The following is a 24,127-nucleotide window of genomic DNA, read 5'->3' on the forward strand; positions in this document are numbered from 1 at the left end:
GTATGCGGCCCAGCCGCCCCGTGCGCTACTCGGCAACGGTGAAGTAGCGCGCGAACGCCGGGACGATCTCCGGTTCGCCCACCAGGCCGTCGCCGTCGGTGTCCAGTGCCGCGGCCGTCGCCTGCGCGGTCTCCTCCGGCACGTGGAACACCCGCAGCACGCGCACGGCGTCCGCGACCGTGGCCCGGCCGTCCCCGTCGGTGTCCGCGACGGCCAGGGCCGCGTGCAGGAAGGGGCGGGCGATCTCGGCGAAGCGCTCGGGGTTGTCACGCAGACGCTTGACGGCGCCGGTGACGAACTCCTCGCGGGTGATGCGCTGGTCGCCGTCGCGGTCGGCGATCCCGGCCATGCCCTGCCAGAACGCCTCCGCGCCGGCGTACAGCGCCTGCCCCTTGTCGGAGCGGGCGGTGACGGAGAACTCGGCGAGCAGCGCCTTGGCCGCCGAACTGAAGTCCTCGCGGTCGATCCAGCCGTTGCCGTCCTGGTCGAAGGTGGCGAACCGGGCGGCGATCCTGCGCTCGTACTCGGTGCTGACCATGTCTCTGGGGCCGCCTTACGTCTGCGTGGGGTCCATCTGCGAGGGAGCGTATGACGCGGACGGCCGCCGGACGGCGGGAATCCGGCGGTTGTGCCAAGACCGGGGGAATTCTGCGACAACAGTGTGGCCTTGTCGCGAAGACTCCAGCGGCTCTCACGCGGAGAGCGGGTCCGCCTCGTCGGTCGTCGCGGACGCGAGATCGGGGCGGACGTCGAAGAGGCGGCGGACGCCGAGCGCACCGAGGACCCGGTTGACGTGCGAGCCGTCGTCGGCGCCCCGGTCGGGCAGGATGAGCCGGAGGCTGCCCTGGCAGGAGCGGATGAGCCTGCGGGCCGCGATGAGGACACCGACCCCGCTGGAGTCGCAGAAGAACACGTCGGAGAGGTCCACGACGAGGCTGTGATGCCCGTCGGCGACGACGTCGTGCACCCGTTGGCGCAAAACCGGCGAGGTCATCAGGTCCAGTTCCCCGGACACCCGGAGCACGGCCCACTCGCCCTGTTCGACGCCGGTCACGTTGAATGCCACGTCCCTGCCCCTCCGCTCGCCGGAACTCCCGGAACCGCCCGGAAACGGAAGCAGTTCCTACGCTTGCTTCCGCGCGGCTGCCCAGCGGCCGTTCCCTGAAACGTCGAGCAGCAAACCGGCCGTGATCAATAAGGGGCTTATTTCGGTCACTACCGATCCTGTTCGATCGCGCATGCACACAGTCCGTGTGAAGGTTGTGTGAAAAGGGCACTATCACCAGCGGCGCTTCGAGGGGCGCACATTGACACAAAGGGGCGTGCACTGTCAGAGGTGCCGACTACATTCGGGAAGACGGTGCCGACAGGCTGAACGGGCCGGACACGGGTGAGGGGAGGGGACCGCATGGCCACGAAGGACGTACCGCCCCGCGGGGACCGCAGGATGCAGCAGCGGCTCGCCCGCGGCGAGGCAGCCGCCCTGGGCGAGATGTACGACCGGTTCGCCTCGCTCGTGCACGGCCTCGCCCACCGCGTCCTCGGCGACGAGAAGGCCGCCGACACCCTCACCCGCGAGGTCTTCGCGCACCTGTGGGAGCACCCGGAGACCTACGACCCCGGGAAGGGTCCGCTGCGCACCTGGGTGGCCGGGGTGACCCACCGGCTCGCCGTGCAGCGGCTGCGCGACAGCGAGACCGCGGCGCTGCCGCAGGGCGGCGGCTCCCTGGCCGAGCTGGAGCGCAAGGTGCGCCGCGCCTCGGTCGCCGCCCGCGCCGACTACATCGTCCACTCCATGCCCGCCCCGCTGCGCCGCGCCCTCGACCTGGCCTACTTCCAGCGCCGCGACTACCGCCAGACCGCCACCGACCTCGGCGTCACCGAGGACGAGGCCCGCCGCCGGCTCCGCCTCGGCCTGCAACTGCTCTCCACCGCCCATGACGCCGGGACACCGCCGGGACACGGAGGTGCGGTGTGAGCGGAGCGGGAGGGTTCGAGGCGCCCGACGAGCACGGCGGGCAGGAGGAGGAGAAGCCCCGCGAGGGGTACGACGGCGCCGGCGGCCGGGGCGGCGACGGCCCCGGCGGACACGGCGCCGGCGGCTCGGGACAGGACCCGGACGGCACCGGCGGGCCCGAGCCGGACCGGCCCGCACGCATACCGACACCCCGCGCCTCCGTCGAGGACGGCGCCCTGCCGCTGCCCGACCTCACCGACCTCGCGCCCGTGCCGCTCGACCTGTCGCACGACGTCCTGAAATCGCTCCTCGGCGCCTGGGCGCTGGCCGCCTGTTCGGCGGCGGAGACCGCGGCCGTCGAGGACCACCTGGGCTCGTGCGGCAGCTGCGCCGACGAGGCCCGCCGGCTGCGCGAGGCGGTCGGCCTGCTGCACCAGCCGGAGAGCCTCGACCTGGACCCCGGGCTGCGCACCCGCGTCCTGGAGGGCTGCCTGGAGCGCCGCCCGCCGCGCATACCCGTGCCGGAGTGGGCGGCGCCGTACGACGCCGAGACCGCCCGCCTGGACGCCCTGCTGCAGGACTTCGGGGACGCGGAGTGGCATGCCCCGGTGCGGCTGCGGTGGTTCGCGGCCGACGCCGCGCGGAACCGGCGTACGACCGTGGCCGGGGTGATCGCGCACCTGCTGTCCGTCGACGGGCTGATCGCCGTCGCACTCGGCCTGGAGGACCCGCTGGCCGAGATCATCGGTGCCGGGGCCGCCGGGGCGGCGGAGCAGCACGCGAGAGGCCCGGCCGGGCGCACGGAGGCGTACTGGCGGACCTCCCGCTTCCCGCCCACCCGCTCGGTGCAAGGGCCCTGGCGCGAGCAGCGCCACAGCCTGGTGCGGACGGTGTCCTTCACCGGCGGCCACGCGGGCGGACTCGCCGTGTCCTACGACGACTTCGAACTGCCGCTGCACGACGCGATGCTGGACCGGGCCTTCGAGTGCTGGATCCACGCCGAGGACATCGCGGAGGCGGTGGACTACCCGTACGAGCCGCCCGCACCGCGCCACCTGAACAGGATGATCGACCTCGCGGCCCGGATGCTGCCCGTCGCGCTGGCGGAACGCCGTCAGCGGGGGCTGGCCTCACCCGCCCGGGGACGGCACCTGGGCCTCGCCGGCGAGCCCGGCCGCAGCCTGCGCCTGGAGATCGAGGGCTCGGGCGGCGGCGAGTGGCTGATCCCCCTGGACTCACCGGCGGCACGGGGCTCCGCGGACCTGGAAGTGGCGCATGTGGCCCTGGACGGCACGGAGTTCTGTCAGCTGGCCGCGGGCCACATTCCTCCGGAGGAGGCAGCGGCGGGGCAGGTCGGGGACCGGGATGCGATCAGGGATGTACTGTTCGCTGCGGCGAGCCTGAGCCGGATGTAGGGGCCGGTTCCGGGAGCTGCTACGCGAACACCACCGTACGGCGCCCGTTGAGCAGGATCCTCCGCTCCGCATGCCACTTCACGGCACGCGCCAGCGCCTGGCACTCCACGTCCCGCCCGATCGCCACCAGCTGATCCGGTGTGACGTCATGCCCCACCCGCTCGACCTCCTGCTCGATGATCGGCCCCTCGTCCAGGTCGGCGGTCACGTAGTGCGCGGTCGCCCCGATGAGCTTGACGCCCCTGGCGTGCGCCTGGTGATACGGCTTCGCGCCCTTGAAGCTCGGCAGGAAGGAGTGGTGGATGTTGATGATCCGGCCGCTGAGCTGCTTGCACAGGTCGTCCGAGAGGACCTGCATATAGCGGGCGAGGACGACCAGTTCGACACCCTGCTCGCGCACGATGCCCAGCAGCTTCGCCTCGGCCTCCGCCTTCGTGTCCTTCGTCACCGGAATGTGGTGGAAGGGAATGTTGTAAGACCCCACCAGCTCTTCGAATTCGGTGTGGTTGGAGACCACGCCCACGATCTCCACCGGCAGCGCACCGATCCGGGCCCGGAACAGCAGGTCGTTCAGGCAGTGCCCGAACTTGCTGACCATCAGCAGGATCCGCATCCTCGCGTCGGCCCGGTTGATCTGCCAGTCCATGTGGAAGGAGTCACCGATCGCCGCGAAACTCGCCCGCAGCTTCTCCACCGTCACCGGCGCCTCGGCCGAGAAGTGGACACGCATGAAGAACAGACCCGTGTCGTGGTCGCCGAACTGCTGGCTGTCCTCGATGTTGCAGCCGGTCATGAACAGATAGCTCGACACGGCGTGCACGATGCCCTGTTTGTCCGGGCAGGAAAGGGTGAGGACGTACTGGTCGGCCGGTGCGGCGACGGACGCGGACTGCTCGTTCATGCCCTACAGGTTCTCACGCCGCCCGCCCGCCGCGGGCAGTCGTCCCGCAGGGCGGGACGGGTGGGCACGGCCTGCGGCGCCGGGTGCCGCCACAGGAAGGCCCGGCCCGCCTACGCGGTCCGCGTGAGGATCCGCAGCACTTCCAGACTCTTCGGCGGCGCGTCGGGATCGTCCCCGTCACTCGCCGCGAGGCGCAGGTGCGCGTCCCGCGCCGCCCGCACCGCCTCCGGCCACCCCTGGTGGTCGAGATAGGCGGCGACCGGCGCGTCCGGCCCGACCTGGTGCATGATCCGCAGCACCCGCAGCACGGCGGTGTCGACGAGCGCCGCCTCCTGCGAGTCCCGGAATATCGTGCCGACGTACTTCTCCGCGGACCAGTTGTCCAGCCAGGTGTCCTCCACCAGCCGGTAGACGGCGTCGGTGACGTCGCCGTACCCGTCCACGCCGGCCAGCCAGACGTCGCGCTGGAACACCGGGTCGGAGAGCATGTGCAGCGCCGAGCGCACATTGCTGCGCCAGCGCCACCACGGCATGTCGCTTAGGGGCATGCCGCCCATGGTGGAGGAGCGACGGCCGCGACGGGAAGAGTTCTCCGAACCTTGCACGGTCATCGATCGTACGTTCCCGGTCACACCAGCCTCACCACCCCCTGTAATTCACCTGGATGTCACCCTTCGTTGACTCAAGGTCACTCCTGGGTTAGTGGTGTGAGGGAATCGTGCGTGTGCATGACCGGCAGGCGACGCACCGCTAGTACGTTCCTCCACTCGACCTTCCGCCCCGGCAGAGCCACCGCGCTGTCCGCCGGCGCCGTGGCCCTGTGTGCGTCGCTCACCGCCGGATGCGGGGTCGTCCCTGGCGTCACGGGGGGCGCCGGGGACGACCCGATCAAGGTCATGACCTGGGCACCGCAGGACACCGACGCCACCAACAAGCCGGGCATGCCCGCGATGGCCCTCGCCTACGCCCGGTGGATCAATGCGCGCGGCGGCATCAACGGCCGCAGGCTCCAGGTCCTGACCTGCAACGACCACAACGACAGCGTGGGTGCCGCCAAGTGCGCCCGGCGCGCGGCCCACGAGAACGTCGTTGCGGTCGTCGGCTCCTACAGCCAGTTCGGCGACTCGTACCTGGCCCCGCTGGAGGGCGCCGGCATCCCCTACATCGGCGGCTACGGCGTCACCAACGACGAGTTCACCGGCCAGATGTCGTACCCGGTCAACGGCGGCCAGCCCGCCCTGCTCGCCGGTCTCGGCAGAGCCCTCGCCGACACCTGCGGCAACGTCGCCCTGGTCCGCCCGGACAGCATCGCCGGCGACGAGCTGCCCGCGCTGCTCGACTCCGGCCTGAAGGAGGGCAGACACGCGAACGCGGGCGACCGCGTCGCCGCCGAGGACGCCACCGAATACGGCGACCAGGCCGATCAGGCGCTGCGGTACGCCACCAAGGACGTACTGAAGAAGGGCTGTGTGGTGCCCGCGCTCGGCGACCGTACCGACACCTTCATGGACTCCTTCCGGCGGGCCCGCGAGAACTACTCCGGGGTACGGCTCGGGACCGTGCTCGGCAGCGTCGACCAGACCGTGATCAACGCCACGGGCGGCGCGTCGGGGCCGTACGAGGGGGCGTACATCACCGGCTGGTATCCGCCAGCATCCGATGCCCGGTGGGACCCGATGAAGAAGGTGATCAACGAGGAGGCCTTCGGTGACAACCGCATCGACCCCGCGGACGCCGGAGTGCAGACCACCTGGATCGCCTACACCGTGCTGAAGGCCGTACTGGAGAAGATCGGCGCCGGCGAGATGAGTTCCGACAGCGTACGGCGCACCCTCAACGACGGCCTGCGGGTCTCCACCGGCGGGCTCACCCCGACCCTGCGCTGGCCCTACGAGGGCAAGCTGGCCGCGGTCGGCTTCCCGCGGCTGGTCAACGCCGACGTCAGCCTCCAGGTGGTGCAGGACGGCAGACTGGTCGCGGCCCGCAAGGGCATCGGCGGCCGGGCCGGGATCACCGACATGACCAGGACGCTGGAGAACGCCGACGTGCAGTGACGCCCCCCCCCCGGCGCGCCCCGGGGCCGGGTCGCAGCCGGGGTAACGGCCGGGGTCGCCCGGGTCACAGCTGGGTGGGCTGGCGCTGGGTCAGGCCGTACTTCCGCGCGATCGTGTTCCACAGCCCCGCCGCCTTCGCCTTCTGCACGCTGGCGATGCCGCTCTCCCGGTTGCCGGCCCGGGTCTCGTCCGTGACGCGGGCGTGGCCCTTGCGGCAGACCTTGTGTCCCTTGGCCTGACCGGCCCAGGCCGCGTAGTGGTTGTCGGCCGCCGCGGACGCCTGCCAGGCCTTGGTCAGCGCGGCCGTGAGCTCACCGCTGGCCGGCAGCTTGTCGACGCTCAGCTTGCCGAGCCGGGTGACCAGCCCGCCCCGTTGCCCGGCCGCGGCACGCAGGTCGGAGGCGGCCTGGTCGAGGTTGTCGCAGTTCTTGACGTCGGCCACCGCGTTGATCACCGAGGCGCGGCTGCTGCCGCTGTCGGCGAGCAGCTTGTCCAGCTCGACCGCCTGCTGGCGGGCCGGGTCGGCGGCGGGCGAGGAGGAGTCCTGGCCGGGGGCCGGCGAGGCGGCCGCGACCGTCTTGCCGTCACTGCCCTGGTCCTTGCCGCCGCCGCTGAGCAGCACGCCGGCGCCCACACCGATGACGACGATGCCGACACCGACGGCGGCGATCAGCGGCACCCGCGAGCGGCCGCGGGGCCGGTCGTCGTCGTAGTCGGGGTCGTACGACGGCTGGGGGGCGCCGTACGAGGGCTGCTGCGCGCCGTACGACGGCTGCGCCGGGCCGGAGTGGGCGTCCGGCCGCTGGACGCGCGGCAACTGCTGGGTGGACCCGGCCGGGCCGTCACCGCCCGCCGGGCCGCCGCGGAAGAGGTTGTCGAACTCGGCCGGCGGCTGCCGGTCGACGCCCTGCGCCTGCGCCTGTGCGGCGTACGGCGGGATGTACTGGGTGGCCTCCGAGTCGGACGGCGCGGGCGCCGGCGCCTGGTGCGCGGGGGTCCGGCCGAGGTACCGCGTCTCCTCGCCGGCCGACTCGGGCGGCAGCGCGCCGGGGGCGACCGGCGGGATGTACTGGGTCGCGCCGTCGTCCGCCGCGGCCGGCACCGGCGGCAGGTACTGGGTGGCGCCCTCGGCGGGGGCCGCCGGTACGGGAGGTATGTACTGCGTCGCGCCCTCGTCGGCGGGGGCGGCCTGGACCGGCGGGATGTACTGGGTGGCGCCGTCGGCCGTCGGGGGCAGCGGGGCACCGGCGGCCGGATGGGCGTCCGGCACGGCCGGCGGGAGCGGCGCGGCGGCGGCCGGCGGATGCGCGTGCGGCTGGTTCGGCTGCTGGATCTGGTGCTGCTGGTACGGCTCGGGGGCGCCGTAGCCGCCGCCCTGGGCGCCGGGGTGGTCGTACGCCGGCGGCCGGCCGCCGTACGACGGGGCCGGGGCGCCCTCCGGGGGCAGCGGGCCGGGGTTCGCGGCCGGGAGCTGGGTGTTCGGGGCGTCCTGGACGTGCCACTGCTGGGCCGCCGCGGGGGGCCAGCCCTGGCCCTGCTGGGGCGCCTGCTGCCCGGGCCCCCAGGAGCCGCCCCAGGCCTGACCGCCGGTCGGGGCGGCGGGGGCGGGCGCGCCGGTCATGCCGGGCAGCAAGGGCTCGCCTCCGTCGGAGGGCAGCACGATGCCTTCGCGCGCGTGCTGCGCCGAGGGCTCCTCGCCCCGTCCACTCTGCGTCACCGGGACTCCTACCAATGGGGGACCTTGTGAATCGGGCTCACGCTACCGGGTCCCCCGAGCCGGGTGCCACGCAGCTCAGGACGCGATCTTCTTCCCTGTGACAGCGGTAACACAACCGTCCCGCGGTGCGCTGTGCATGGCGCACCGTGCGGCACCCCGTGCGCCGCCGGGTGCCGTTCGCCGTGCGTTCACGCAACCGCGGGGCCGGTGTTCACGCCGCCTGCTGGAGATCGAGGCGCGCCCCGAACTCCCGTACCACCGCCTCCTCCCGGAAGGGTTCCAGGCGCTGCTGCAGATCCTCCAGATACTCCGCGCCCCGGTTGGAACGCAGCGACTCCAGGAGCTCCACCGCCTTCAGGCCCGTGCTGCAGGCCTGTTCGATCTCACGCTGCTGCACCTGGGCCGTGGCGAGCAGCACATGACCGATGGCACGCCGGCGGACCCGGGTCTCGGGGTGCCCGTTCAGCGACTGCTCGGCGCACCGGGCCGCCTGCTCGGCCTGTCCGAGATCGCGGTGGCAGTGCGCCAGCTCGTCGGCCAGGTACGCCTCGTCGAAGTGCCGGATCCACACCGGGTCGTCGTCGGAGGAGTCGTCGGCCTGCTCCATCGCCGTCACCGCCCGCCCGATGGACGCCTGCGCCGCGCGTACGTCACCGAGCAGGGCGTGCCCGCGCGCCTCGGCCGCGTGGAACATCGCCTCCACGCGCGGGGTCACCTGCCCCCGCGCCCCCTCCTGCGCCGCCCGCGCCAGCTGGGAGATCTCCCGCGGGTTCCCGAGCTGCGCGGCGAGGTGGCTCATGGACGCGGCCAGGACGTAACCGCCGTACCCGCGGTCCCCCGCGGCCTGCGCGAGCCGCAGCGACTGGATGTAGTACCGCTGGGCCAGCCCCGGTTGCCCGGTGTCCACCGCCATGTAGCCCGCCAGTTCGGTCAGCCGGGACACGGCCGCGAACAGGTCCCGCCCGACCGTCTCCCGGTACGAGCCCGCGAGCAGCCCGGAGACGACGCTGTTGAGGTAGTGCACGACGACCGGACGGACATGGCCGCTGCCGTACTGGTGGTCGAGATCGGTCAGCGCCTGGGTCATGGACCGTACGGCCGCCACGTCGGCCTGCCCCACCCGTGGGCCGGCCTGCCGGGCCACCTGGGCGTCCGGCGCCGAGATCAGCCAGTCGCGGCTGGGCTCGACCAGCGCGGAGGCGGCGACGGAGGAGCCGGACAGGAAGTCCCGGCGCCCCACGTCGCTGCGCCACAGCTCGCAGACCTGCTCGATGGCCCCCAGTACCGTCGGCGAGAACTGGAGACCGACCCCCGAGGCGAGGTTCTTGCCATTGGCCATGCCGATCTCGTCGATCGTGACCGTACGGCCGAGCTTGCGGCCGAGCGCCTCCGCGATGATCGCCGGGGCCCGGCCCCGCGGCTGCTGACCGCGCAGCCAGCGGGCCACGGACGTCTTGTCGTAGCGCAGGTCGAGGCCGTGCTCGGCGCCGCACATGTTGACCCGCCGGGCCAGCCCGGCGTTCGAGCACCCCGCTTCCTGGATGAGCGCCTGCAGCCGTTCGTTGGGCTGCCTCGCCACGAGAGGCCTTGCGGCCATGCACTACCCCCTGCGGTTGCGATCCCCTGGGTGTGACCCGTTCCGGAAAGATCACTGCCCAGCTGACATACCGTCAATGCGCGACATGTGCGGTTTGCCGGGGTAACGACAGCTGCCAACCCCCTCCCTGGCTACCCAGCTCCCGCCGTGCTTCCTCCTGCGCGCCCCCGGCTGTGCACCCATGCGCCCCGACTGCGGAATCGATGCTCCACCCCGGCGCGCGGTCCAGCCGTAACTCCAGGTGGGCGCGGGAGTTGAGAGGGACGTGGAAGAGACGATCGCGGGCGCCCAGAACACTCAGATTGCCGGTCAGATTCCGCAGCAACGCAGGGAGTCGCTGCTGGAGACCGCCGTACGCTACGCCGAGGAACGGCACTGGGACGTGTTCCCGGGCACCTGGCTGGAAGCGGTCGCCGGCCAGCAGCGCTGCTCGTGCAGCGATGCCTCCTGCCCTGCGCCGGGTGCGCACCCCGCGCGCCCCGACTGGGCGACGCAGGCGACCGGCAGCGCGACCGTCGCCCGCCGGATGTGGCAGAAGCAGCCGACGGCGTCGATCCTGCTGCCGACGGGGCGGACGTTCGACGCGCTGTCCGTCCCGGAGAGTGCGGGGTTTCTGGCTCTCGCCCGTATGGAGCGGATGGAGTTGACGCTGGGGCCGGTGACTCTGTCTCCCGACCGGCGGATGAACTTCTTCGTACTGCCGGGGGCGTCGGCGAAGGTGCCGGAGCTGGTACGGAAGTTGGGGTGGTCGCTTCCGTCCCTGGATCTGGTCGCCCTGGGCGAGGGGGCGTACGTGGCCGCTCCGCCGACCCGGTTCGGGTCCCGTGGGGCCGTGCAGTGGGCTTGTCGGCCCACGCCGGCGAATCGGTGGTTGCCGGACGCGGAGGAGTTGATCTCGCCGCTGGCCTACGCCTGCGGCCGGGACCGGTAGCGCAGTTCCCCGCGCCCCTGAGGGAATGCCCCCGCCGCTAGCCTTCGTGCATGACCGAAGCCGCAGTACGCGTCCGAGGGCTCTGGAAGCAGTTCGGGCAGCAGGTTGCCGTCGGCGGGATCGATCTCGACCTGCCCGCCGGGAAGTTCATCGGGCTGGTCGGGCCGAACGGGGCCGGGAAGACCACCACCTTGTCCATGGTGACCGGGTTGCTGCGACCCGACGGCGGCACCGTCGAAGTCGTCGGTCATGACGTGTGGCGGGACCCCGTGGCCGTCAAGGCGAGGATCGGCGTCCTTCCCGAGGGGCTGAGGCTGTTCGAGCGGCTGTCGGGGCGGGAGTTGCTCGGGTACGCGGGGCGGCTGCGCGGGCTGCCGGGGGGCGAGGTCGACAAGCGGGCCACCCAGCTGCTGGACGTCCTCGACCTGGCCGGGGCCCAGCACAAGCTCGTCGTCGACTACTCGACCGGCATGCGCAAGAAAATCGGGCTCGCCGCAGCCCTGCTGCACAATCCCGACGTGCTCTTCCTCGACGAACCGTTCGAGGGCGTCGACCCGGTGTCCGCGCAGACCATCCGGGGCGTCCTGGAGCGCTACACCGCCTCCGGAGCAACCGTCGTCTTCTCCTCCCACGTCATGGAGCTCGTCGAGTCGCTGTGCGACTGGGTGGCCGTGCTGGCGGCCGGACGGATCCGCGCGACCGGCCCGCTGACCGAGGTGCGCGGCGCGCATCCGACGCTCCAGGGGGCGTTCCTGGAACTGGTCGGGGCCGGCGGCCGGGACACCGGGTCCGATCTGGACTGGCTGGGCGGCGGGGCGGCCCGATGACGAGCCTGACCTCCACCCTCGTGCGGCTGAAACTGTCGCTGCTGCGGAACGGGCTGCGGCAGTCCGGGGGCCGGCGGGCCGCGTTCGTCGCCTCGGCGGTCGTCACGGTCCTGTTCGCTCTGCTGCAACTGCTGGGGCTGCTCACGCTGCGCGGACACGCGCACGCCGACGCCGTCGCCGTACCGGGTACGGCCGTACTGGCGCTGGGCTGGGCGGTGCTGCCGCTGGTCTTCCCGACCGGCGACGAGACGCTGGACCCGACCCGGCTGGTGCTGCTTCCGCTGCGCCCGGGGCCGCTGGTCCGGGCGCTGCTTGCGGCCTCCCTGGTCGGCACCGGCCCGCTGTTCACCCTGCTGGTCCTCGCGGGCTGCGCGCTGTCCCTGGCGCACGGCGCGGCGGGCTGGCTGTGCGCCGTCGTCGCCGTCGCGCTCGCCCTGCTGGTCTGCGTGGCACTGGCCCGGACCGTCGCCACGGCCAACGCACGGCTGCTGAGCAGCAGGAAGGGCCGCGATCTGGCCGTCCTGAGCGGGCTGGTGATCGCGGTCGGGGCACAGCTGGTCAATTTCGGGGCACGGCAGCTGGGTTCGGCGGGGCTGCGGCCCCTGCAGCCGGTCGCGGAGGTGCTGTCCTGGGTGCCGCCCGCTTCGGCGGTGGCGGCGGTGCGCGCGGCGAGCGAGGGCGCGTACGGCATCGCGCTCGCCCGACTCGCCGTCACGGCAGCCGGGCTGGCCGTGCTGATCGCCGGGTGGGCGCGGAGCCTCACCCGGCTGATGACCGCGCCCGACGCGTCCACGCTGCAGCCGGCCGACACCGGGGGCCGCAGCCGCTCGGCCGCCGGACTCGGCCGGCTGCTGCCGCAGGGCCGCACGGGCACGGTCATGGAACGCAGCCTGCGCTACCTCTGGCGGGATCCGAAGACCAAGGCCGCCTGGGTCACCGCGCTGGCGATCGGGCTGATCGTGCCGGTGTTCAACGCCGTGCAGGGCACCGGATCGGTCTACTTCGCGTGCTTCGCGGCCGGGATGCTCGGCATCCAGATGTACAACCAGTTCGGGCAGGACACCTCCGCGTTCTGGATGGTGGCCGCGACCATCTCCTCACCCCGGGACGCCCACGCCGAACTGCGCGGCCGTGCCCTGGCCCTGCTGCTGGTCACCCTGCCGTACGCGGCGCTCGTCACCGTGCTGACCACAGCGCTGCTGGGCGCCTGGGCGCGGCTGCCGGAGGTCCTCGGCCTGTCCTTCGCGCTGCTCGGGGCGATGCTCGCGACCGGCGCCTGGACCTCGGCGCGCTTCCCGTACTCCATCCCCCAGGAGGGCCACAAGAATGTCGCCCCGGGTCAGGCGGGCCTCGCCTGGATCTCCATCTTCGGCGGCATGGTCGCAGCGGCCCTGCTCTGCTCCCCCGTCCTCACCCTCACCATCTGGCTCCACGTGAGCCGGGGCGGGGAGGCGTGGGGGTGGCTGCTGCTCCCGGCGGGGGCCGCGTACGGCACCGGTCTGACGCTCGCGGGCCTGCACCTGGCAGCCCCGAGAACGGCAGCACGGCTGCCGGAGATCCTGACGGCTGTCAGCAAGGGGTAGGGGACTCACCCAAGGGGCGCGGGGAACTGCGCGAACAACCGCATACAACCCGCAGCCGCCGACGAGACACCCACTCGGCGGACGAGAAGGCGCTCACTCCCCGAGCACCCGGTCAATGAACGGCTGCACAGCTCCCCGCCAGGCCGACGGCAGTTCATAGTGCGCAAGATGCCCGGCATCGGAAACCTCCGCGTACTCCCCCGCCGGAAGCACCCGCACCATCTCCTGCGCCTCCGCCCGCCCCAGCTCCCCGTCCACACCCCGCACCACCAGCGTCGGGCACCGCACCTGAGCGAGCTCCTCCCAGTGCGCGTCGTACACCCAGCTCTCCCGGGTCCGCAGCATCTGCTCCGGCTCGAACACCGGGCGCCAGCCATCCGCGGACTCGTGCATGACCTCGGAGTAGAAGGCGCCGCGGGCCGGGCTCGGCCGCTCCACCCAGGGATCGTCCTCACCGAACCACTTGCGTACATCGGCGAGCGTGGCGAAGGGCACGGGCCAGGCCCTGAACCAGTCCGCCCACTCCCGCTGCGAGGCGGCCCCCAACGCGGAGGCCCGCATGTCGCAGATGATCAGGCCCCGGACCAGTTCGGGTCGCTTCGCCGCGAGCTGCCAGGCGGTCAGCGCACCCATGGCGTGGCCGACGAGAAGCGCGGGGGCGAGGCCGAGCTGCTCGATCGCGGCCTCGGCGTCCTCGACGTAGGCCTCGCGGGTGTAGGCGGCCTGCGGGGGCTTCTCGCTCTGGCCGTGGCCGCGCTGGTCCAGGGCGACGGCGCGGTGGCGAGCGGCGAGCCAGCGGGCGGTCGAGGCCCAGTGGGAGGCTCGGCCCATCAGGCCGTGAAGTAACAGCACACCCGGACCGCCGGGCTCGGGGTCCGGCCCGCCGTGCGCCCCGTCGAGTCCCGTCTTGGGCGGGTCGGCGAACTCCCAGGCGGCCAGGCGCACACCGCCCGCCCCCCTCACGTCCATGCGCCGCGCCATGGGCCTGGCACCCCCCAGCTCCGCCTGCCTCGTACCGGTGTACTGCCGTACTCGTACTCGCTGCTGTCGCTGTCGTACTGCCGCCGCAGACTATCGAATGCCCATTCGAAAGATCTGCCCCTGCGGACAACACCCCTCATTCGAGTGACACCCCTCAAGGAATGATCGCCGCCGCCCAGGGGATCTTTTCTGGCGGGAGGCGGACCGCTCGGGGAAAAACGGTCCGAGGGGGATGACCCTGAGAGCTCGGGGCTCCGGGTCAGCACAGGGGAGGACAGGCCCCGGCGCCACCAGGCGCCGGGGCCTTGCCCCTGCTCAGCGCTTGGCGACGAACACGTGCGAGGCGACGTCCGCCTCCAGCTCGGCCGCCTCGCCACCGCTGCCCACCAGCACACCGCCGGCCGACTCCGTCACGCTCACCACGGAACCGGGCTGCACACCCGCGCGCCGCAGCGTGTACATCAGCTGCGCGTCCGTCTGGATCGGCTCGCCGATACGGCGCACGACGACCGTCTTGCCGTCCGTGCCCGGATCCAGGTCGGCCAGCGAGACCATGCTCTCGTCCAGGAACGGATCGGCGCCGTCCTTCTCGCCCAGCTCCTCCAGGCCCGGGATCGGGTTGCCGTACGGCGACTCGGTCGGGTGCCGCAGCAGCTCCAGCACGCGCCGCTCGACGGCCTCGCTCATCACGTGCTCCCAGCGGCAGGCCTCCGCGTGCACCTGCTCCCACTCCAGGCCGATCACATCGACGAGGAGACACTCGGCCAGCCGGTGCTTGCGCATCACGCGCGTGGCGAGCCTCCTGCCCTCGTCGGTCAGCTCCAGATGCCGGTCGCTGGCCACGGACACCAGGCCGTCGCGCTCCATCCGCGCGACCGTCTGGCTCACCGTCGGCCCGCTCTGGTCGAGCCGCTCCGCGATGCGGGCGCGCATGGGCACGACGCCTTCCTCTTCGAGTTCGAGGATGGTGCGGAGATACATCTCCGTGGTGTCGATCAGTCCGGACATACGTGCCCCTCGATTACCTCTGCCGGCAGCCCGGCGCGTGCGCTGGCCCTGGCACCAATTCTGCCGGATCCCACTGACATCCGGGGGCCGCCGGGGAAACGGGGGGCCGCCGCGGGGGTATGGGTCCACTGCCGGGTGCGGGTCCGCGCCGGCTGCTCGCGCAGTTTCCCACGCCCCCAGGGGCAACGGAGTGACACCGGTGCCCGGCGACCCGGGCCGTATTGACACCGCACTGGTCCAGACCGCACGGTGATCCGCGACACAGACGCCGCGAAGGGGCACCGCATGAGCGACGGCACGCCTGCCGACCTGTTCTTCGACGCCGCCATCACCCTGCTGCAACGGGTCCGCGAGGAGGAGGCCGGGCCGATCACCGAGGCCGCCACCCTGCTGGCCGACACCGTCGCCGCCGGAGGACGCCTGTTCGCCTTCGGCGCCGGCCACTCCTCGCTGGCCGCCCAGGACGTCGTCTACCGGGCGGGCGGCCTCGCCCTGATGAACCTGCTCGCCGTCCCCGGCGTCGTCGGCGTCGACGTCACCCCGGCCACCCTCGGCTCCGCCCTCGAACGCGTCGACGGACTGGCGAGCGCCGTCCTCGACACCTCCCCCCTCCGCTCCGGCGACGCCCTCGTGATCATCTCCCTCTCCGGCCGCAACGCCCTGCCCGTGGAGATGGCCGCCCGCGCCCGCGCGCTCGGCGTCAAGGTCATCGGCGTCACCTCCGTCGCCTACGCCGCACGGACCACCTCCCGGCACGGCTCCGGCACCTTCCTCAAGGACCACTGCGACGTCGTCCTGGACTCCAAGATCGCGGTGGGCGACGCGGAACTCACCCTCGACACCATCCCCGCACCCTTCGCCCCCGCCTCCACGGTCGTCACCAGCGCCCTGATGCAGGCCGTCATGGCGACCACCGCCGCCACCCTCGCCGACCGCGGCATCGAACCCCCGCTCCTGCGCTCCGGCAACGTCGACGGCGGCCACGAGTGGAACAGCCGCGTGCTGCGGGAGTACGGCGACCGGATCTTCTACCGGCGCTGAGACGCGGACGCCCCCTGAAGCGCAGACGACCCGAAACGCAGACGACCCGCGAGCTCGGGTCCTCCGCCTCTCGGCGGAGAAGCCGGCCGGACGTACCGGCGAGCTCGCGGGTCGGGTGGACTGCTTGGGATTGGGCCGGCTGCACGCCTGTCACGTGCTGGTCCGGCACCGCACTGGATGTGGTGGCGGACCGCTAGCCCGCAGCCACCTCACGCGTCCGGTATTCATACATCTGCCGAACCACCTCCCTTCTCGTGTACCCCACACCCTAGGAAGCCGACGGGAGGCGCTCAACCCCTTTTTCCGGTGCGCATTGACTCCCTCAATCTTGCGGGAACAGGATGTGGGCTGGGTCACGTTCCAGTTGAATGAAGGCCGGACGTAACGCAGCCTCCAGGGGGTCCAGGTGAGTGCTTCCCGGCGGAGTGGGACCACCGATGAGCTGGGGCCGGACGAGCCCGGTGAGTCCGGGGGCTCCGATCTGCTCGCCGCGCTGCTCGACGGCATGGACGCGGCACTGTGTGCCTTCGACGCGGACGGGGTCGTCACGCACTGGAACCGGGAGGCCGAGCGGATCCTCGGCTGGACGGCCGCCGAGGCGGTCGGGCGGCACGGGTTCGCCGGGTGGGCGGTGCGCAGTGCGGACGCCGAGGAGGTGCAGGCCCGGCTGATGTCCGCGATGCACGCGCCCGGGCGGCAGGTGCATGAGTTCGCGCTGGTCACCAAGGACGGCGGGCGGGTGCTCGTACGGACGCAGTCCGCCGCCGTGCGCGGGCCCGAGGGGAAGCCGGCCGGGGTGTACTGCGCGTTCAGCGAGGTGCATGCGCAGATCGATCTGGAGCGGTCGATCGCGCTGAGCGAGGCGCTGTTCGAGGACGCGGCCTGGGGGGTCGTACTGATCGACGCCGATCTGCGCCCGGCCGTCGTCAACGCGCACGCGGCCCGTGCCCTCGGGATCGGGCGTACGTCCGCGCTGGGCAGGCCGCTCGGCGAGCTGCTCGCGCAGGGCGTGGAGGAGCTGGAGGCCGCGCTCACCCATGTGCTGGCCGAGGGCGCGCCGCCCGCGCCCGCCGAGATGTGGGTGACCGTGCGCGGTGCGCAGAGCGAGGAGCGGCGCTGCTGGCGGAACGGGTTCGTGCGGCTGGCCTCGCCGCTCGCGGAGGAGCCGGTGCCGCTGGGTGTCGGCTGGCTGTTCCAGGACGTCACGGAGGCAAAGCAGGGCGAGCAGGAGGCGGCTCTGCTGCGGTTCCGGACGAACCAGTTGCACCGGGCCGCACGTGCCGCCGCCGAGTGCGAGGATCCGGCCGAGGCGGCCGTCGTCCACCTGGACTTCGCCCTCGCGGGCTTCGCCGATCACGCGTTGATCGACCGTACGGCGCCTTCCCCGCGTTCGGCGGACGAGGAGGCGGCGGTACGGCTGGTGCGGCTCGCCGCGACGCCCGCCGGAGCGCCGGGGCCGAGCCTGCTGACGGGTGCGGCCGGGCTGCCCGTGCGGTACGAGGCGGGTCATCCGGCGCTGCAGTGCGTGGAGCGGGCCGGGGCCGTGCGTGCGGACGCGGGGTCGGTCCCGGCGGAGCGGGCACGGGAGTGGGCGCTGGCCCGGCAGTGGCCGGGTGACGCGGTGCACGCGCTGTGCGCGGTGCTGCGCAGCCGGGGGCGGACGCTGGGGGTGGTGACGTTCCTGCGCGGCGCGGGCCGCAGCCGCTTCGAGCGGTCCGACACGGCCTACGCGGAGGATGTGGCGGTCCGTATCGCGGCGGCGCTGGATCTGGCGGAGGCGGTGCGGGACACGTAGGCCTCCGGGTGGCCCGGTGCCGTTCAGGGGCTGAGGCGTTCCACCTTCCAGCGGCCGTCGGGCTGAAGGACGTACCGCAGGCGGTCGTGGAGGCGGTTTTCGCGGCCCTGCCAGAACTCGATGGTTTCCGGGGTGATGCGGTAGCCGCCCCAGTGCGGGGGGACGGGGACCTGCTCGTCCTCGGGGTAGCGGGCTTCCAGGTCGGCGTAGGCGGTGTCCAGTTCGGCGCGGGAGGCGATGACCGAGGACTGGGCGCTGGCCCAGGCGCCCAGCTGGGAGCCGTGCGGGCGGCTGCGGAAGTAGGCGGTGGTCTCGTCGCGGCCGGTGCGGTGGGCGGTGCCGGTGACGATGACCTGGCGGGCGAGCGGGTGCCAGGGGAAGAGCAGGCAGATGTGCGGGTTCTCGGCGAGGTCGCGGGCCTTGCGGGAGTCGTAGTTGGTGTAGAAGACGAAGCCCTCGGTGTCGAACTGCTTCATGAGGACCGTGCGCGAGCTGGGGCGGCCGGCCGCGTCCGCGGTGGAGACGATCATCGCGTTGGGTTCGTAGACCGTGCCGTGCAGGGCCGCCCGGGCGGCGTCCTCGAACCAGCGGGCGAACTGGTCCATGGGGTGGGTGGCGAGATCCTGTTCGGCGAGGCCCTCCGCCCGGTACTGCTTGCGCATGGCGGCGGGGTCGAGGAGGGGGTCCAGGAGGGGTTCGCGGTCGGTCACGCGGTCATCTTGCCGTACGTCCCGACATGCCGTGCGTCCCGTCCGGCGGTACCGGACGGCGCTGGCACTGAGTGTCGTACGGGCTCCCCAAGGGCGACACTGGGGGTTATCGTGCTGGTTCCCTTGCGGTTTGGGTGACCACCGGCCGATCGGGGCATCACCGGGGTGACCGCCGCCGACCACATCACGAGGAGCCGCCTGATGTCCGATTTCGTACCCGGACTCGAGGGAGTCGTCGCGTTCGAGACGGAGATCGCCGAGCCGGACAAGGAGGGCGGCGCCCTGCGCTACCGGGGCGTCGACATCGAGGACCTGGTCGGGCACGTCTCGTTCGGGAACGTGTGGGGGCTGCTGGTCGACGGCGCCTTCAACCCCGGTCTGCCGCCCGCCGAGCCGTTCCCGATCCCGGTGCACTCCGGGGACATCCGGGTGGACGTGCAGTCGGCGCTCGCGATGCTGGCGCCGGTGTGGGGGCTGAAGCCGCTGCTCGACATCGACGAGCGGCAGGCACGGGAGGACCTGGCGCGGGCCGCCGTCATGGCGCTGTCGTACGTCGCCCAGTCCGCGCGGGGACAGACGCTGCCGATGGTGCCGCAGCGGGAGATCGACAAGGCGAAGTCGGTCGTGGAGCGGTTCATGATCCGCTGGCGGGGTGAGCCGGATCCCAAGCATGTCGCGGCCGTGGACGCGTACTGGACGTCCGCCGCGGAGCACGGCATGAACGCGTCGACGTTCACGGCGCGGGTCATCGCGTCGACGGGTGCGGATGTCGCTGCGGCGCTGTCGGGGGCGGTGGGGGCGATGTCCGGGCCGCTGCACGGGGGTGCGCCGTCGCGGGTGCTCGGGATGATCGAGGAGATCGAGCGGACGGGCGACGCGGAGGCGTACGTCAGGCAGGCCCTGGACCGGGGTGAGCGGCTGATGGGGTTCGGGCACCGGGTGTACCGGGCGGAGGATCCGCGGGCGCGGGTGCTGCGGCGTACGGCGCGGGAGCTGGGTGCTCCTCGGTTCGAGATCGCTGAGGCGTTGGAGAAGGCCGCGCTGGAGGAGCTGCACAACCGTCGGCCGGACCGGGTGCTGGCCACCAACGTGGAGTTCTGGGCGGCGATCATGCTGGACTTCGCCGAAGTTCCGGCGCACATGTTCACGTCGATGTTCACGTGTGCGAGGACCGCCGGGTGGTCGGCGCACATTCTGGAGCAGAAGCGGACCGGTCGTCTGGTGCGGCCTTCTGCTCGGTATGTGGGGCCGGGGCCGCGCAGGCCCGAGGACATCGAGGGGTACGGAGCGATCGCCCACTGAGAAGGACGGTCGGGGCGCGTGGGCGACTGCCGGCCGGTTGTGGCTGGTCGCGCAGTTCCCCGCGCCCCTGAAAAGCGCCTCTTCGGCGCGCTTTTCACGCAGGCGCCAGCAACTCCGCATGGTGCTTCTCCGCCACCAGCGGGTGGGCCCTGAGTTTGCCCTTGAGTTCGTTGTAGCCGTACTCGGCGTACAAGGGGTTCGTCGGGTCCGTGGTGATGCCCGGGGCCTTCGACGCGTGCGGGAAGGGCAGGGGCTCGACCCTGGCGTCCAGGCGGGGGTTGTAGAAGAACGGGACCGAGAAGCGTTCCGTCGCTCCGGGCGGGCTGACCACGCGGTGGTTGGTGGCGAGGAGGTAGCCGTTGGTGGCGACCTCCAGGAGTTCGCCGAGGTTGACGACGAAGGCGCCGGCGATGGGCGGGACGTCGTGGAAGTGGCCGTCCTCGCGCTGGACTTGGAGGCCGCCGACCGTGTCCTGCAGGAGCAGGGTCAGGAAGCCGTAGTCCTTGTGGGCGCCCACGCCCTGGTCGGTGCCGTCGCCCGCGCTGCCGGGGTAGCGGACGAGCTTGAGGTGCGGGTGGGCGTGGTCGCCGAAGACCGGGTCGTAGAAGTCGGCCGGGGCGCCGATGGCCGTCAGGAGCTCGTGCAGGAGGCGGTGGGCGACTCCGCTCAGCCTGTCGATCCAGGCGAGGGCCGCCGTGCGGAGTTCGGGGAGGGCGGCGGGCCACTGGTTGGGGCCCTGCAGCCACCAGTACGGGGGCTCGCCGGGGGCGGGGACGCGGGCGGGCCGTTCGGCGCCGATGTCCAGCTGGTCGCGCCAGTCGCGGGCGCCGGCGGTGCGTTCGTCGCCGGTGCGGGTGTAGCCGCGGAAATGGGGCGAGTTGATGTTGTCGAGGGCGAGGCGGTCGGCCTCGGGGAGGGCGAAGAAGGCGCGCATGGCGGTGTGCAGCGCGTCGGTCTCGGCCGGGGTCACGCCGTGTCCGACGAGCTGGAAGAAGCCGACGTCGTGCGCGGCGCTGTGCAGTTGGGCGTGGAGCAGTGCGCGCGCCTGGGGGCCGCGGTCGGCGGCCGACAGGTCGATCACGGGGAGCTGGTGGTACGACGAGGTCGTCGTCGCGGTGTGCGTCGTCATGAGTGCGTCCACAGGGGTGTGTGGGCCACGGGCAGGCCGCCGAGGGTAGGGGCGGCGCCCAGGATGCCGTAAAAAAGTGGGGAAGAAAGGGGCTGAATCAGGCCGAACGGCGACAGCCCATGCTCGTGACGCGCACGTAGTCCACGTGGCGACGGCGAACGAGCATCGGAAGCATGCGGCAAGGGTACTGCCCCTTGCCGGATACGGGTGTGGCCCACTTCACGGGCTCGGCACCGGCTCCGGCACCGCGCACCCGCTCAGCCCAGGGCCTGGTCCAGCAGGTCGGCCCATTGGGCGACGACCCGTTCCCGGCGGGCGGTGTCGTCGGTGAGGAGGTTGGCGAGGCCGAGACCGCGGGCCATGTCGAGCAGGCCCTGGACGGTCTCACGGACGCCGGGACGGGTCTCGTCGGCGCCGAGGAGGTCGACGGCGATGCGGTGGGTCTCGCGGCCGACGCGGGCCTCCAGCTCGGTGACCCGCGGGCGCAGCTGGTCCTCGTCGCAGGCGGCGACCCACAGGTGCAGGGCGGCGCGGAAGAGGGGGCCGGTGTAGAGGTCGACCAGGGCGGAGACCACGGCACGGCGGTCGGCGGGGCCGGCCGGGAAGAGGGCCCTCAGGGCGGTGGAGCGTTCCTCGGCGACGTACTCGACGGCGGCCGTGAACAGGTCCTCGCGGGTCGGGAAGTGGTGCTGGGCGGCGCCGCGGGAGACGCCGGCGCGTTCGGCGACGACAGCGACGGTGGAGCCCGCCCAGCCGTGTTCGGCCAGGCAGGCCACGGCGGCCTCCAGGAGCCGCTGCCGGGTGGCCCGGCTGCGGTCCTGCTTGGGTACGCGGTCGCGTTCGACCGTCGTGCTCATGTCCTCACACCACCCATGCCGCATCCCGTCTTTCCAGGAAGGCCGTCATCCCCTCCCGGGCCTGGGCGGAGGAGAACAGCCGGGCCGAGAGCGCGGTCAGTTCCGCCGCGTCCCGGTCGAACGTCTCCAGCACCCTAGCCGTGAGCAGCGATTTCGTCTCGGCCAGGCCCTGGGGGGAGGAGCGGCGCATGCCGTCGAGGACCGGGGCGAGGGCTTCGTCGACGTCGTCGGCGGTGACCGTGACGAGCCCGACGCGCACGGCCTCGCGCGCGTCGAAGCGTTCGCCGGTGAGGTAGTAGCGGGCCAGAGCGCGCGGGTCGGCGCGCGGGATCACCGGCAGGGAGATCACCGCGGGGGCCACGCCGATGCGGACCTCGGTGAAGGCGAAGGTGGCCGCCGTGGAGGCGGCGGCGATGTCGCAGGCGGCCAGGAGGCCGAGGCCGCCCGCGCGGACATGGCCGGTGACCCGGGCGACGACGGGTTTGCGCAGGTCGAGGATCTGGCGCAGGAGGCCGGTCAGGGCGTCCGGGTGGGGCGGGTCGCGCAGGTCGGCGCCGGCGCAGAAGGTGGTGCCGGTGTGGGTGAGGACGACGGCGCGTACGTCGGGGTCCTTGCCGCAGTCGGTGAGGGCGCCGGCGAGTTCGGAGACGAGGGCCGCGGACAGGGCGTTGCGGGTGCCGGTGGCGTCGAGGCTGAGGGTTTCGACGGCACGCGCGCGGGTGCGGCTGATCGGTGTCACGGCAGCTCCCTCAGTTCCCGGCGCAGGATCTTGCCGGAGGCGGCGCGGGGGACGGTGTCGATGAAGGTGACCTGGCGGATGCGTTTGTAGGGTGCCACGCGTTCGGCGACGTACAGCATGATCTCGTTCTCCGTCAGCTCCTCGGCGGCCTCCGCCCGGCGGACGACGAAGGCGTGCGGGACTTCGTTGCCGTCGTCGTTGCAGGAGCCGATGACGGCGGCGTCGGCGATGCCGGGGTGGGTGAGCAGCAGGGCCTCCAGTTCGGCGGGGGCCACCTGGAAGCCCTTGTACTTGATGAGTTCCTTCACGCGGTCGACGATGAACAGCCAGCCGTCCCCGTCCACCCGGCCGACGTCTCCGGTGTGCAGCCAGCCGTCGGCGTCGATCATCGCGGCGGTGGCGTCGGGGCGGCCGAGGTAGCCCTTCATCACCTGGGGACCGCGGATGAGGACCTCGCCGGCCTCGCCGGTGCCGAGGTCCTTGTCGGGGTCGTCGAGGGAGACGATGCGCATCTCGGTGCCGGCGATGAGCCTGCCGACGGTGCCGGCGGGGGCGTCGTGCAGCCGTTCGAGGGGGACGACGTGGGTGCCGGGGGACAGTTCCGTCATGCCGTAGGCCTGGCCGATCGGGGGCAGGCCGAGCCGCTCGGAGCAGGCGCGGGCGAGGGCGGCGTCCAGCGGGGCGGCGGCGCTCATGACGTACTTCAGTGAGGAGAGGTCGTAGCGGGTGACCGCGGGGTGCTTGGCGAGGGCGAGGACGATCGGCGGGGCGACGTACAGGCCGGTGATGCGGTGCTTCTCGATCGCGGAGAGGAAGGTGTCGAGGTCGAAGCGGGGCAGGACGACGACCGTGGCGCCCTTTCGCAGGGGCGCGTTCATCAGGGCGGTGAGCCCGTAGATGTGGAAGAACGGCAGCACGGCGAGGATGCGCTCGTCCGGTCCGGTCGGGACGGCGGGCTCCAGCTGGGCGAGGTTGGTGGCTATCTGCCGGTGGGTGAGCATCACGCCCTTGGGGATGCCGGTGGTGCCGGAGGAGTACGGCAGCGCGGCGATGTCCTCGTCCGGGTCGATGGTGACGTGCGGTTCGGGGGCGGTGGTGGCGAGCATGTCGATCAGCGAGCGGTGTCCGGGTGTGCTGTCGCAGACGAAGATCTCCCGTACGCCGCCCGCGAGTTCGGCGGCGCGGCGGGCCGTCTCCAGCAGGGCTGAGACGGTGACGATCCAGCCGGCGCGGCTGTCGCCGAGCTGTTTGGCGAACTCCTCGGGCGTGGCGAGCGGGTGCACCGTGGTGACGGAGGCACCCGCGCGCGTGGCGGCGTAGAAGGCGGTCGGGAAGACGATGGTGTTGGGGCTGTGCAGGGCGAGGACGTCGCCCTTGCGCACACCCGCGTCGGCGAGTGCGGCGGCGATGCGCCGGTGGAACCGGTCCACCTGCTCGTACGTGAGGGTGGTGCCGTCCGTGCCGTCGATGAGTGCGGGGCGTGCGCCGAAGCCGGCGGCGTGCCCCAGGACGGCGTCGTGGATGGGAAGCGCTACGGGCGGAACGTCTGCGTACTCGCTGCGGAACACGGTTCCTCCTCGCAC

Annotated in this window: 22 protein-coding genes; 9 read left to right on the top strand and 13 right to left on the bottom strand. The window is 72.5% G+C overall.

Annotation, left to right across the window (positions count from 1 at the left end):
• Positions 1–25: 25 nt before the first annotated feature.
• Positions 26–538 carry an EF-hand domain-containing protein gene (locus ACZ41I_RS28370; RefSeq protein WP_399776180.1) on the bottom strand — a complete coding sequence of 171 codons (513 nt, stop codon included), beginning with the start codon at positions 536–538 and terminating at the stop codon, positions 26–28.
• 153 nt (positions 539–691) lie between these two features.
• A complete protein-coding gene (locus ACZ41I_RS28375) occupies positions 692–1,066 on the bottom strand; it encodes an STAS domain-containing protein (protein WP_399776182.1) in 375 nt (124 codons plus the stop codon).
• A 342-nt stretch (positions 1,067–1,408) separates the two neighbouring features.
• Here ACZ41I_RS28375 and ACZ41I_RS28380 point away from each other — a divergent pair, with 342 nt between their 5' ends.
• Complete coding sequence (locus ACZ41I_RS28380) at positions 1,409–1,978, top strand: sigma-70 family RNA polymerase sigma factor (protein ID WP_363218005.1); 570 nt, start codon at positions 1,409–1,411, stop codon at positions 1,976–1,978.
• Positions 1,975–3,372 carry a zf-HC2 domain-containing protein gene (locus ACZ41I_RS28385; RefSeq protein WP_468515411.1) on the top strand — a complete coding sequence of 466 codons (1,398 nt, stop codon included), beginning with the start codon at positions 1,975–1,977 and terminating at the stop codon, positions 3,370–3,372. Before ACZ41I_RS28380 ends, ACZ41I_RS28385 begins: the two co-directional genes overlap by 4 nt.
• Positions 3,373–3,391: 19 nt before the next feature.
• Here ACZ41I_RS28385 and purU read toward each other — a convergent pair whose 3' ends face one another.
• Together purU and ACZ41I_RS28395 are read right to left on the bottom strand one after the other, a co-directional pair.
• Complete coding sequence (gene purU / locus ACZ41I_RS28390) at positions 3,392–4,273, bottom strand: formyltetrahydrofolate deformylase (protein WP_363218007.1); 882 nt, start codon at positions 4,271–4,273, stop codon at positions 3,392–3,394.
• Between the two features lie 110 nt (positions 4,274–4,383).
• The gene (locus tag ACZ41I_RS28395) at positions 4,384–4,884 is read right to left on the bottom strand and encodes an SCO4402 family protein (protein WP_399776188.1); all 501 of its coding nucleotides are present in this window, start codon (positions 4,882–4,884) and stop codon (positions 4,384–4,386) included.
• A gap of 117 nt (positions 4,885–5,001) precedes the next feature.
• On the opposite strand from ACZ41I_RS28395, the gene ACZ41I_RS28400 reads away from it, so the two are divergent.
• Positions 5,002–6,327 (top strand): ABC transporter substrate-binding protein, encoded by a 1,326-nt coding sequence (locus ACZ41I_RS28400; protein WP_468515412.1) that lies wholly within the window; start codon positions 5,002–5,004, stop codon positions 6,325–6,327.
• Between the two features lie 64 nt (positions 6,328–6,391).
• Here ACZ41I_RS28400 and ACZ41I_RS28405 read toward each other — a convergent pair whose 3' ends face one another.
• Together ACZ41I_RS28405 and ACZ41I_RS28410 are read right to left on the bottom strand one after the other, a co-directional pair.
• The gene (locus tag ACZ41I_RS28405) at positions 6,392–8,044 is read right to left on the bottom strand and encodes a hypothetical protein (protein WP_468515413.1); all 1,653 of its coding nucleotides are present in this window, start codon (positions 8,042–8,044) and stop codon (positions 6,392–6,394) included.
• Positions 8,045–8,255: 211 nt separating this feature from the next.
• A complete protein-coding gene (locus ACZ41I_RS28410) occupies positions 8,256–9,641 on the bottom strand; it encodes a transcriptional regulator (protein ID WP_399776194.1) in 1,386 nt (461 codons plus the stop codon).
• Between the two features lie 265 nt (positions 9,642–9,906).
• Between ACZ41I_RS28410 and ACZ41I_RS28415 the strand changes: the two genes are divergently transcribed.
• The 3 genes from ACZ41I_RS28415 to ACZ41I_RS28425 are packed head-to-tail and all read left to right on the top strand — an operon-like array spanning position 9,907 to position 12,982.
• On the top strand, positions 9,907–10,572 hold the full coding sequence (locus ACZ41I_RS28415) for a bifunctional DNA primase/polymerase (RefSeq protein ID WP_399776196.1): 666 nt from the start codon (positions 9,907–9,909) through the stop codon (positions 10,570–10,572).
• A 50-nt stretch (positions 10,573–10,622) separates the two neighbouring features.
• Positions 10,623–11,399, top strand: a complete 777-nt coding sequence (locus tag ACZ41I_RS28420; protein ID WP_363213820.1) for an ABC transporter ATP-binding protein — start codon at positions 10,623–10,625, stop codon at positions 11,397–11,399.
• Positions 11,396–12,982, top strand: a complete 1,587-nt coding sequence (locus tag ACZ41I_RS28425) for a transporter (RefSeq protein WP_468515414.1) — start codon at positions 11,396–11,398, stop codon at positions 12,980–12,982. The genes ACZ41I_RS28420 and ACZ41I_RS28425 overlap by 4 nt, the downstream gene beginning before the upstream one ends.
• A gap of 93 nt (positions 12,983–13,075) precedes the next feature.
• On the opposite strand, the gene ACZ41I_RS28430 is transcribed toward ACZ41I_RS28425, so the two are convergent.
• Both ACZ41I_RS28430 and ACZ41I_RS28435 read right to left on the bottom strand, forming a co-directional pair.
• Positions 13,076–13,963 (bottom strand): alpha/beta fold hydrolase, encoded by an 888-nt coding sequence (locus ACZ41I_RS28430; RefSeq protein ID WP_468320453.1) that lies wholly within the window; start codon positions 13,961–13,963, stop codon positions 13,076–13,078.
• Positions 13,964–14,278: 315 nt separating this feature from the next.
• A complete protein-coding gene (locus tag ACZ41I_RS28435) occupies positions 14,279–14,971 on the bottom strand; it encodes a metal-dependent transcriptional regulator (protein ID WP_031169316.1) in 693 nt (230 codons plus the stop codon).
• A gap of 285 nt (positions 14,972–15,256) precedes the next feature.
• Here ACZ41I_RS28435 and ACZ41I_RS28440 point away from each other — a divergent pair, with 285 nt between their 5' ends.
• Positions 15,257–16,012: an SIS domain-containing protein gene (locus ACZ41I_RS28440; protein WP_363213817.1), complete on the top strand. Its 756-nt coding sequence runs from the start codon at positions 15,257–15,259 to the stop codon at positions 16,010–16,012.
• 406 nt (positions 16,013–16,418) lie between these two features.
• Positions 16,419–17,807, top strand: coding sequence for a PAS domain-containing protein (locus ACZ41I_RS28445; protein WP_468515415.1), 1,389 nt, complete (start codon positions 16,419–16,421; stop codon positions 17,805–17,807).
• Positions 17,808–17,830: 23 nt separating this feature from the next.
• On the opposite strand, the gene pdxH is transcribed toward ACZ41I_RS28445, so the two are convergent.
• Positions 17,831–18,517: a pyridoxamine 5'-phosphate oxidase gene (pdxH, locus tag ACZ41I_RS28450; RefSeq protein WP_363213815.1), complete on the bottom strand. Its 687-nt coding sequence runs from the start codon at positions 18,515–18,517 to the stop codon at positions 17,831–17,833.
• A 201-nt stretch (positions 18,518–18,718) separates the two neighbouring features.
• Between pdxH and ACZ41I_RS28455 the strand changes: the two genes are divergently transcribed.
• Entirely contained in the window at positions 18,719–19,819 is a 1,101-nt protein-coding gene (locus ACZ41I_RS28455) for a citrate synthase 2 (RefSeq protein ID WP_399776207.1), read from the top strand.
• A gap of 94 nt (positions 19,820–19,913) precedes the next feature.
• On the opposite strand, the gene ACZ41I_RS28460 is transcribed toward ACZ41I_RS28455, so the two are convergent.
• From ACZ41I_RS28460 to ACZ41I_RS28475, 4 genes are all read right to left on the bottom strand, one after another.
• Positions 19,914–20,948: an isopenicillin N synthase family dioxygenase gene (locus tag ACZ41I_RS28460; RefSeq protein WP_468320460.1), complete on the bottom strand. Its 1,035-nt coding sequence runs from the start codon at positions 20,946–20,948 to the stop codon at positions 19,914–19,916.
• A gap of 257 nt (positions 20,949–21,205) precedes the next feature.
• Entirely contained in the window at positions 21,206–21,805 is a 600-nt protein-coding gene (locus tag ACZ41I_RS28465; RefSeq protein WP_399776211.1) for a TetR/AcrR family transcriptional regulator, read from the bottom strand.
• A 4-nt stretch (positions 21,806–21,809) separates the two neighbouring features.
• Positions 21,810–22,544 (bottom strand): enoyl-CoA hydratase family protein, encoded by a 735-nt coding sequence (locus ACZ41I_RS28470; RefSeq protein WP_399776213.1) that lies wholly within the window; start codon positions 22,542–22,544, stop codon positions 21,810–21,812.
• Complete coding sequence (locus ACZ41I_RS28475; RefSeq protein ID WP_468515416.1) at positions 22,541–24,112, bottom strand: 4-coumarate--CoA ligase family protein; 1,572 nt, start codon at positions 24,110–24,112, stop codon at positions 22,541–22,543. Before ACZ41I_RS28475 ends, ACZ41I_RS28470 begins: the two co-directional genes overlap by 4 nt.
• Positions 24,113–24,127 lie beyond the last annotated feature (15 nt).

The organism is Streptomyces sp. NPDC030799, from assembly GCF_055572255.1.

Coding starts and splice junctions, on each gene's coding strand:
- ACZ41I_RS28380 (WP_363218005.1), top strand. CDS start 1,409: ATGGCCACGAAGGACGTACCGCCCCGCGGGGACCGCAGGATGCAGCAG.
- ACZ41I_RS28425 (WP_468515414.1), top strand. CDS start 11,396: ATGACGAGCCTGACCTCCACCCTCGTGCGGCTGAAACTGTCGCTGCTG.
- ACZ41I_RS28395 (WP_399776188.1), bottom strand. CDS start 4,884: ATGACCGTGCAAGGTTCGGAGAACTCTTCCCGTCGCGGCCGTCGCTCC.
- ACZ41I_RS28440 (WP_363213817.1), top strand. CDS start 15,257: ATGAGCGACGGCACGCCTGCCGACCTGTTCTTCGACGCCGCCATCACC.
- purU (WP_363218007.1), bottom strand. CDS start 4,273: ATGAACGAGCAGTCCGCGTCCGTCGCCGCACCGGCCGACCAGTACGTC.
- ACZ41I_RS28460 (WP_468320460.1), bottom strand. CDS start 20,948: ATGACGACGCACACCGCGACGACGACCTCGTCGTACCACCAGCTCCCC.
- ACZ41I_RS28455 (WP_399776207.1), top strand. CDS start 18,719: ATGTCCGATTTCGTACCCGGACTCGAGGGAGTCGTCGCGTTCGAGACG.
- ACZ41I_RS28400 (WP_468515412.1), top strand. CDS start 5,002: ATGACCGGCAGGCGACGCACCGCTAGTACGTTCCTCCACTCGACCTTC.
- ACZ41I_RS28430 (WP_468320453.1), bottom strand. CDS start 13,963: ATGGCGCGGCGCATGGACGTGAGGGGGGCGGGCGGTGTGCGCCTGGCC.
- ACZ41I_RS28420 (WP_363213820.1), top strand. CDS start 10,623: ATGACCGAAGCCGCAGTACGCGTCCGAGGGCTCTGGAAGCAGTTCGGG.
- ACZ41I_RS28435 (WP_031169316.1), bottom strand. CDS start 14,971: ATGTCCGGACTGATCGACACCACGGAGATGTATCTCCGCACCATCCTC.
- ACZ41I_RS28465 (WP_399776211.1), bottom strand. CDS start 21,805: ATGAGCACGACGGTCGAACGCGACCGCGTACCCAAGCAGGACCGCAGC.
- ACZ41I_RS28370 (WP_399776180.1), bottom strand. CDS start 538: ATGGTCAGCACCGAGTACGAGCGCAGGATCGCCGCCCGGTTCGCCACC.
- ACZ41I_RS28410 (WP_399776194.1), bottom strand. CDS start 9,641: ATGGCCGCAAGGCCTCTCGTGGCGAGGCAGCCCAACGAACGGCTGCAG.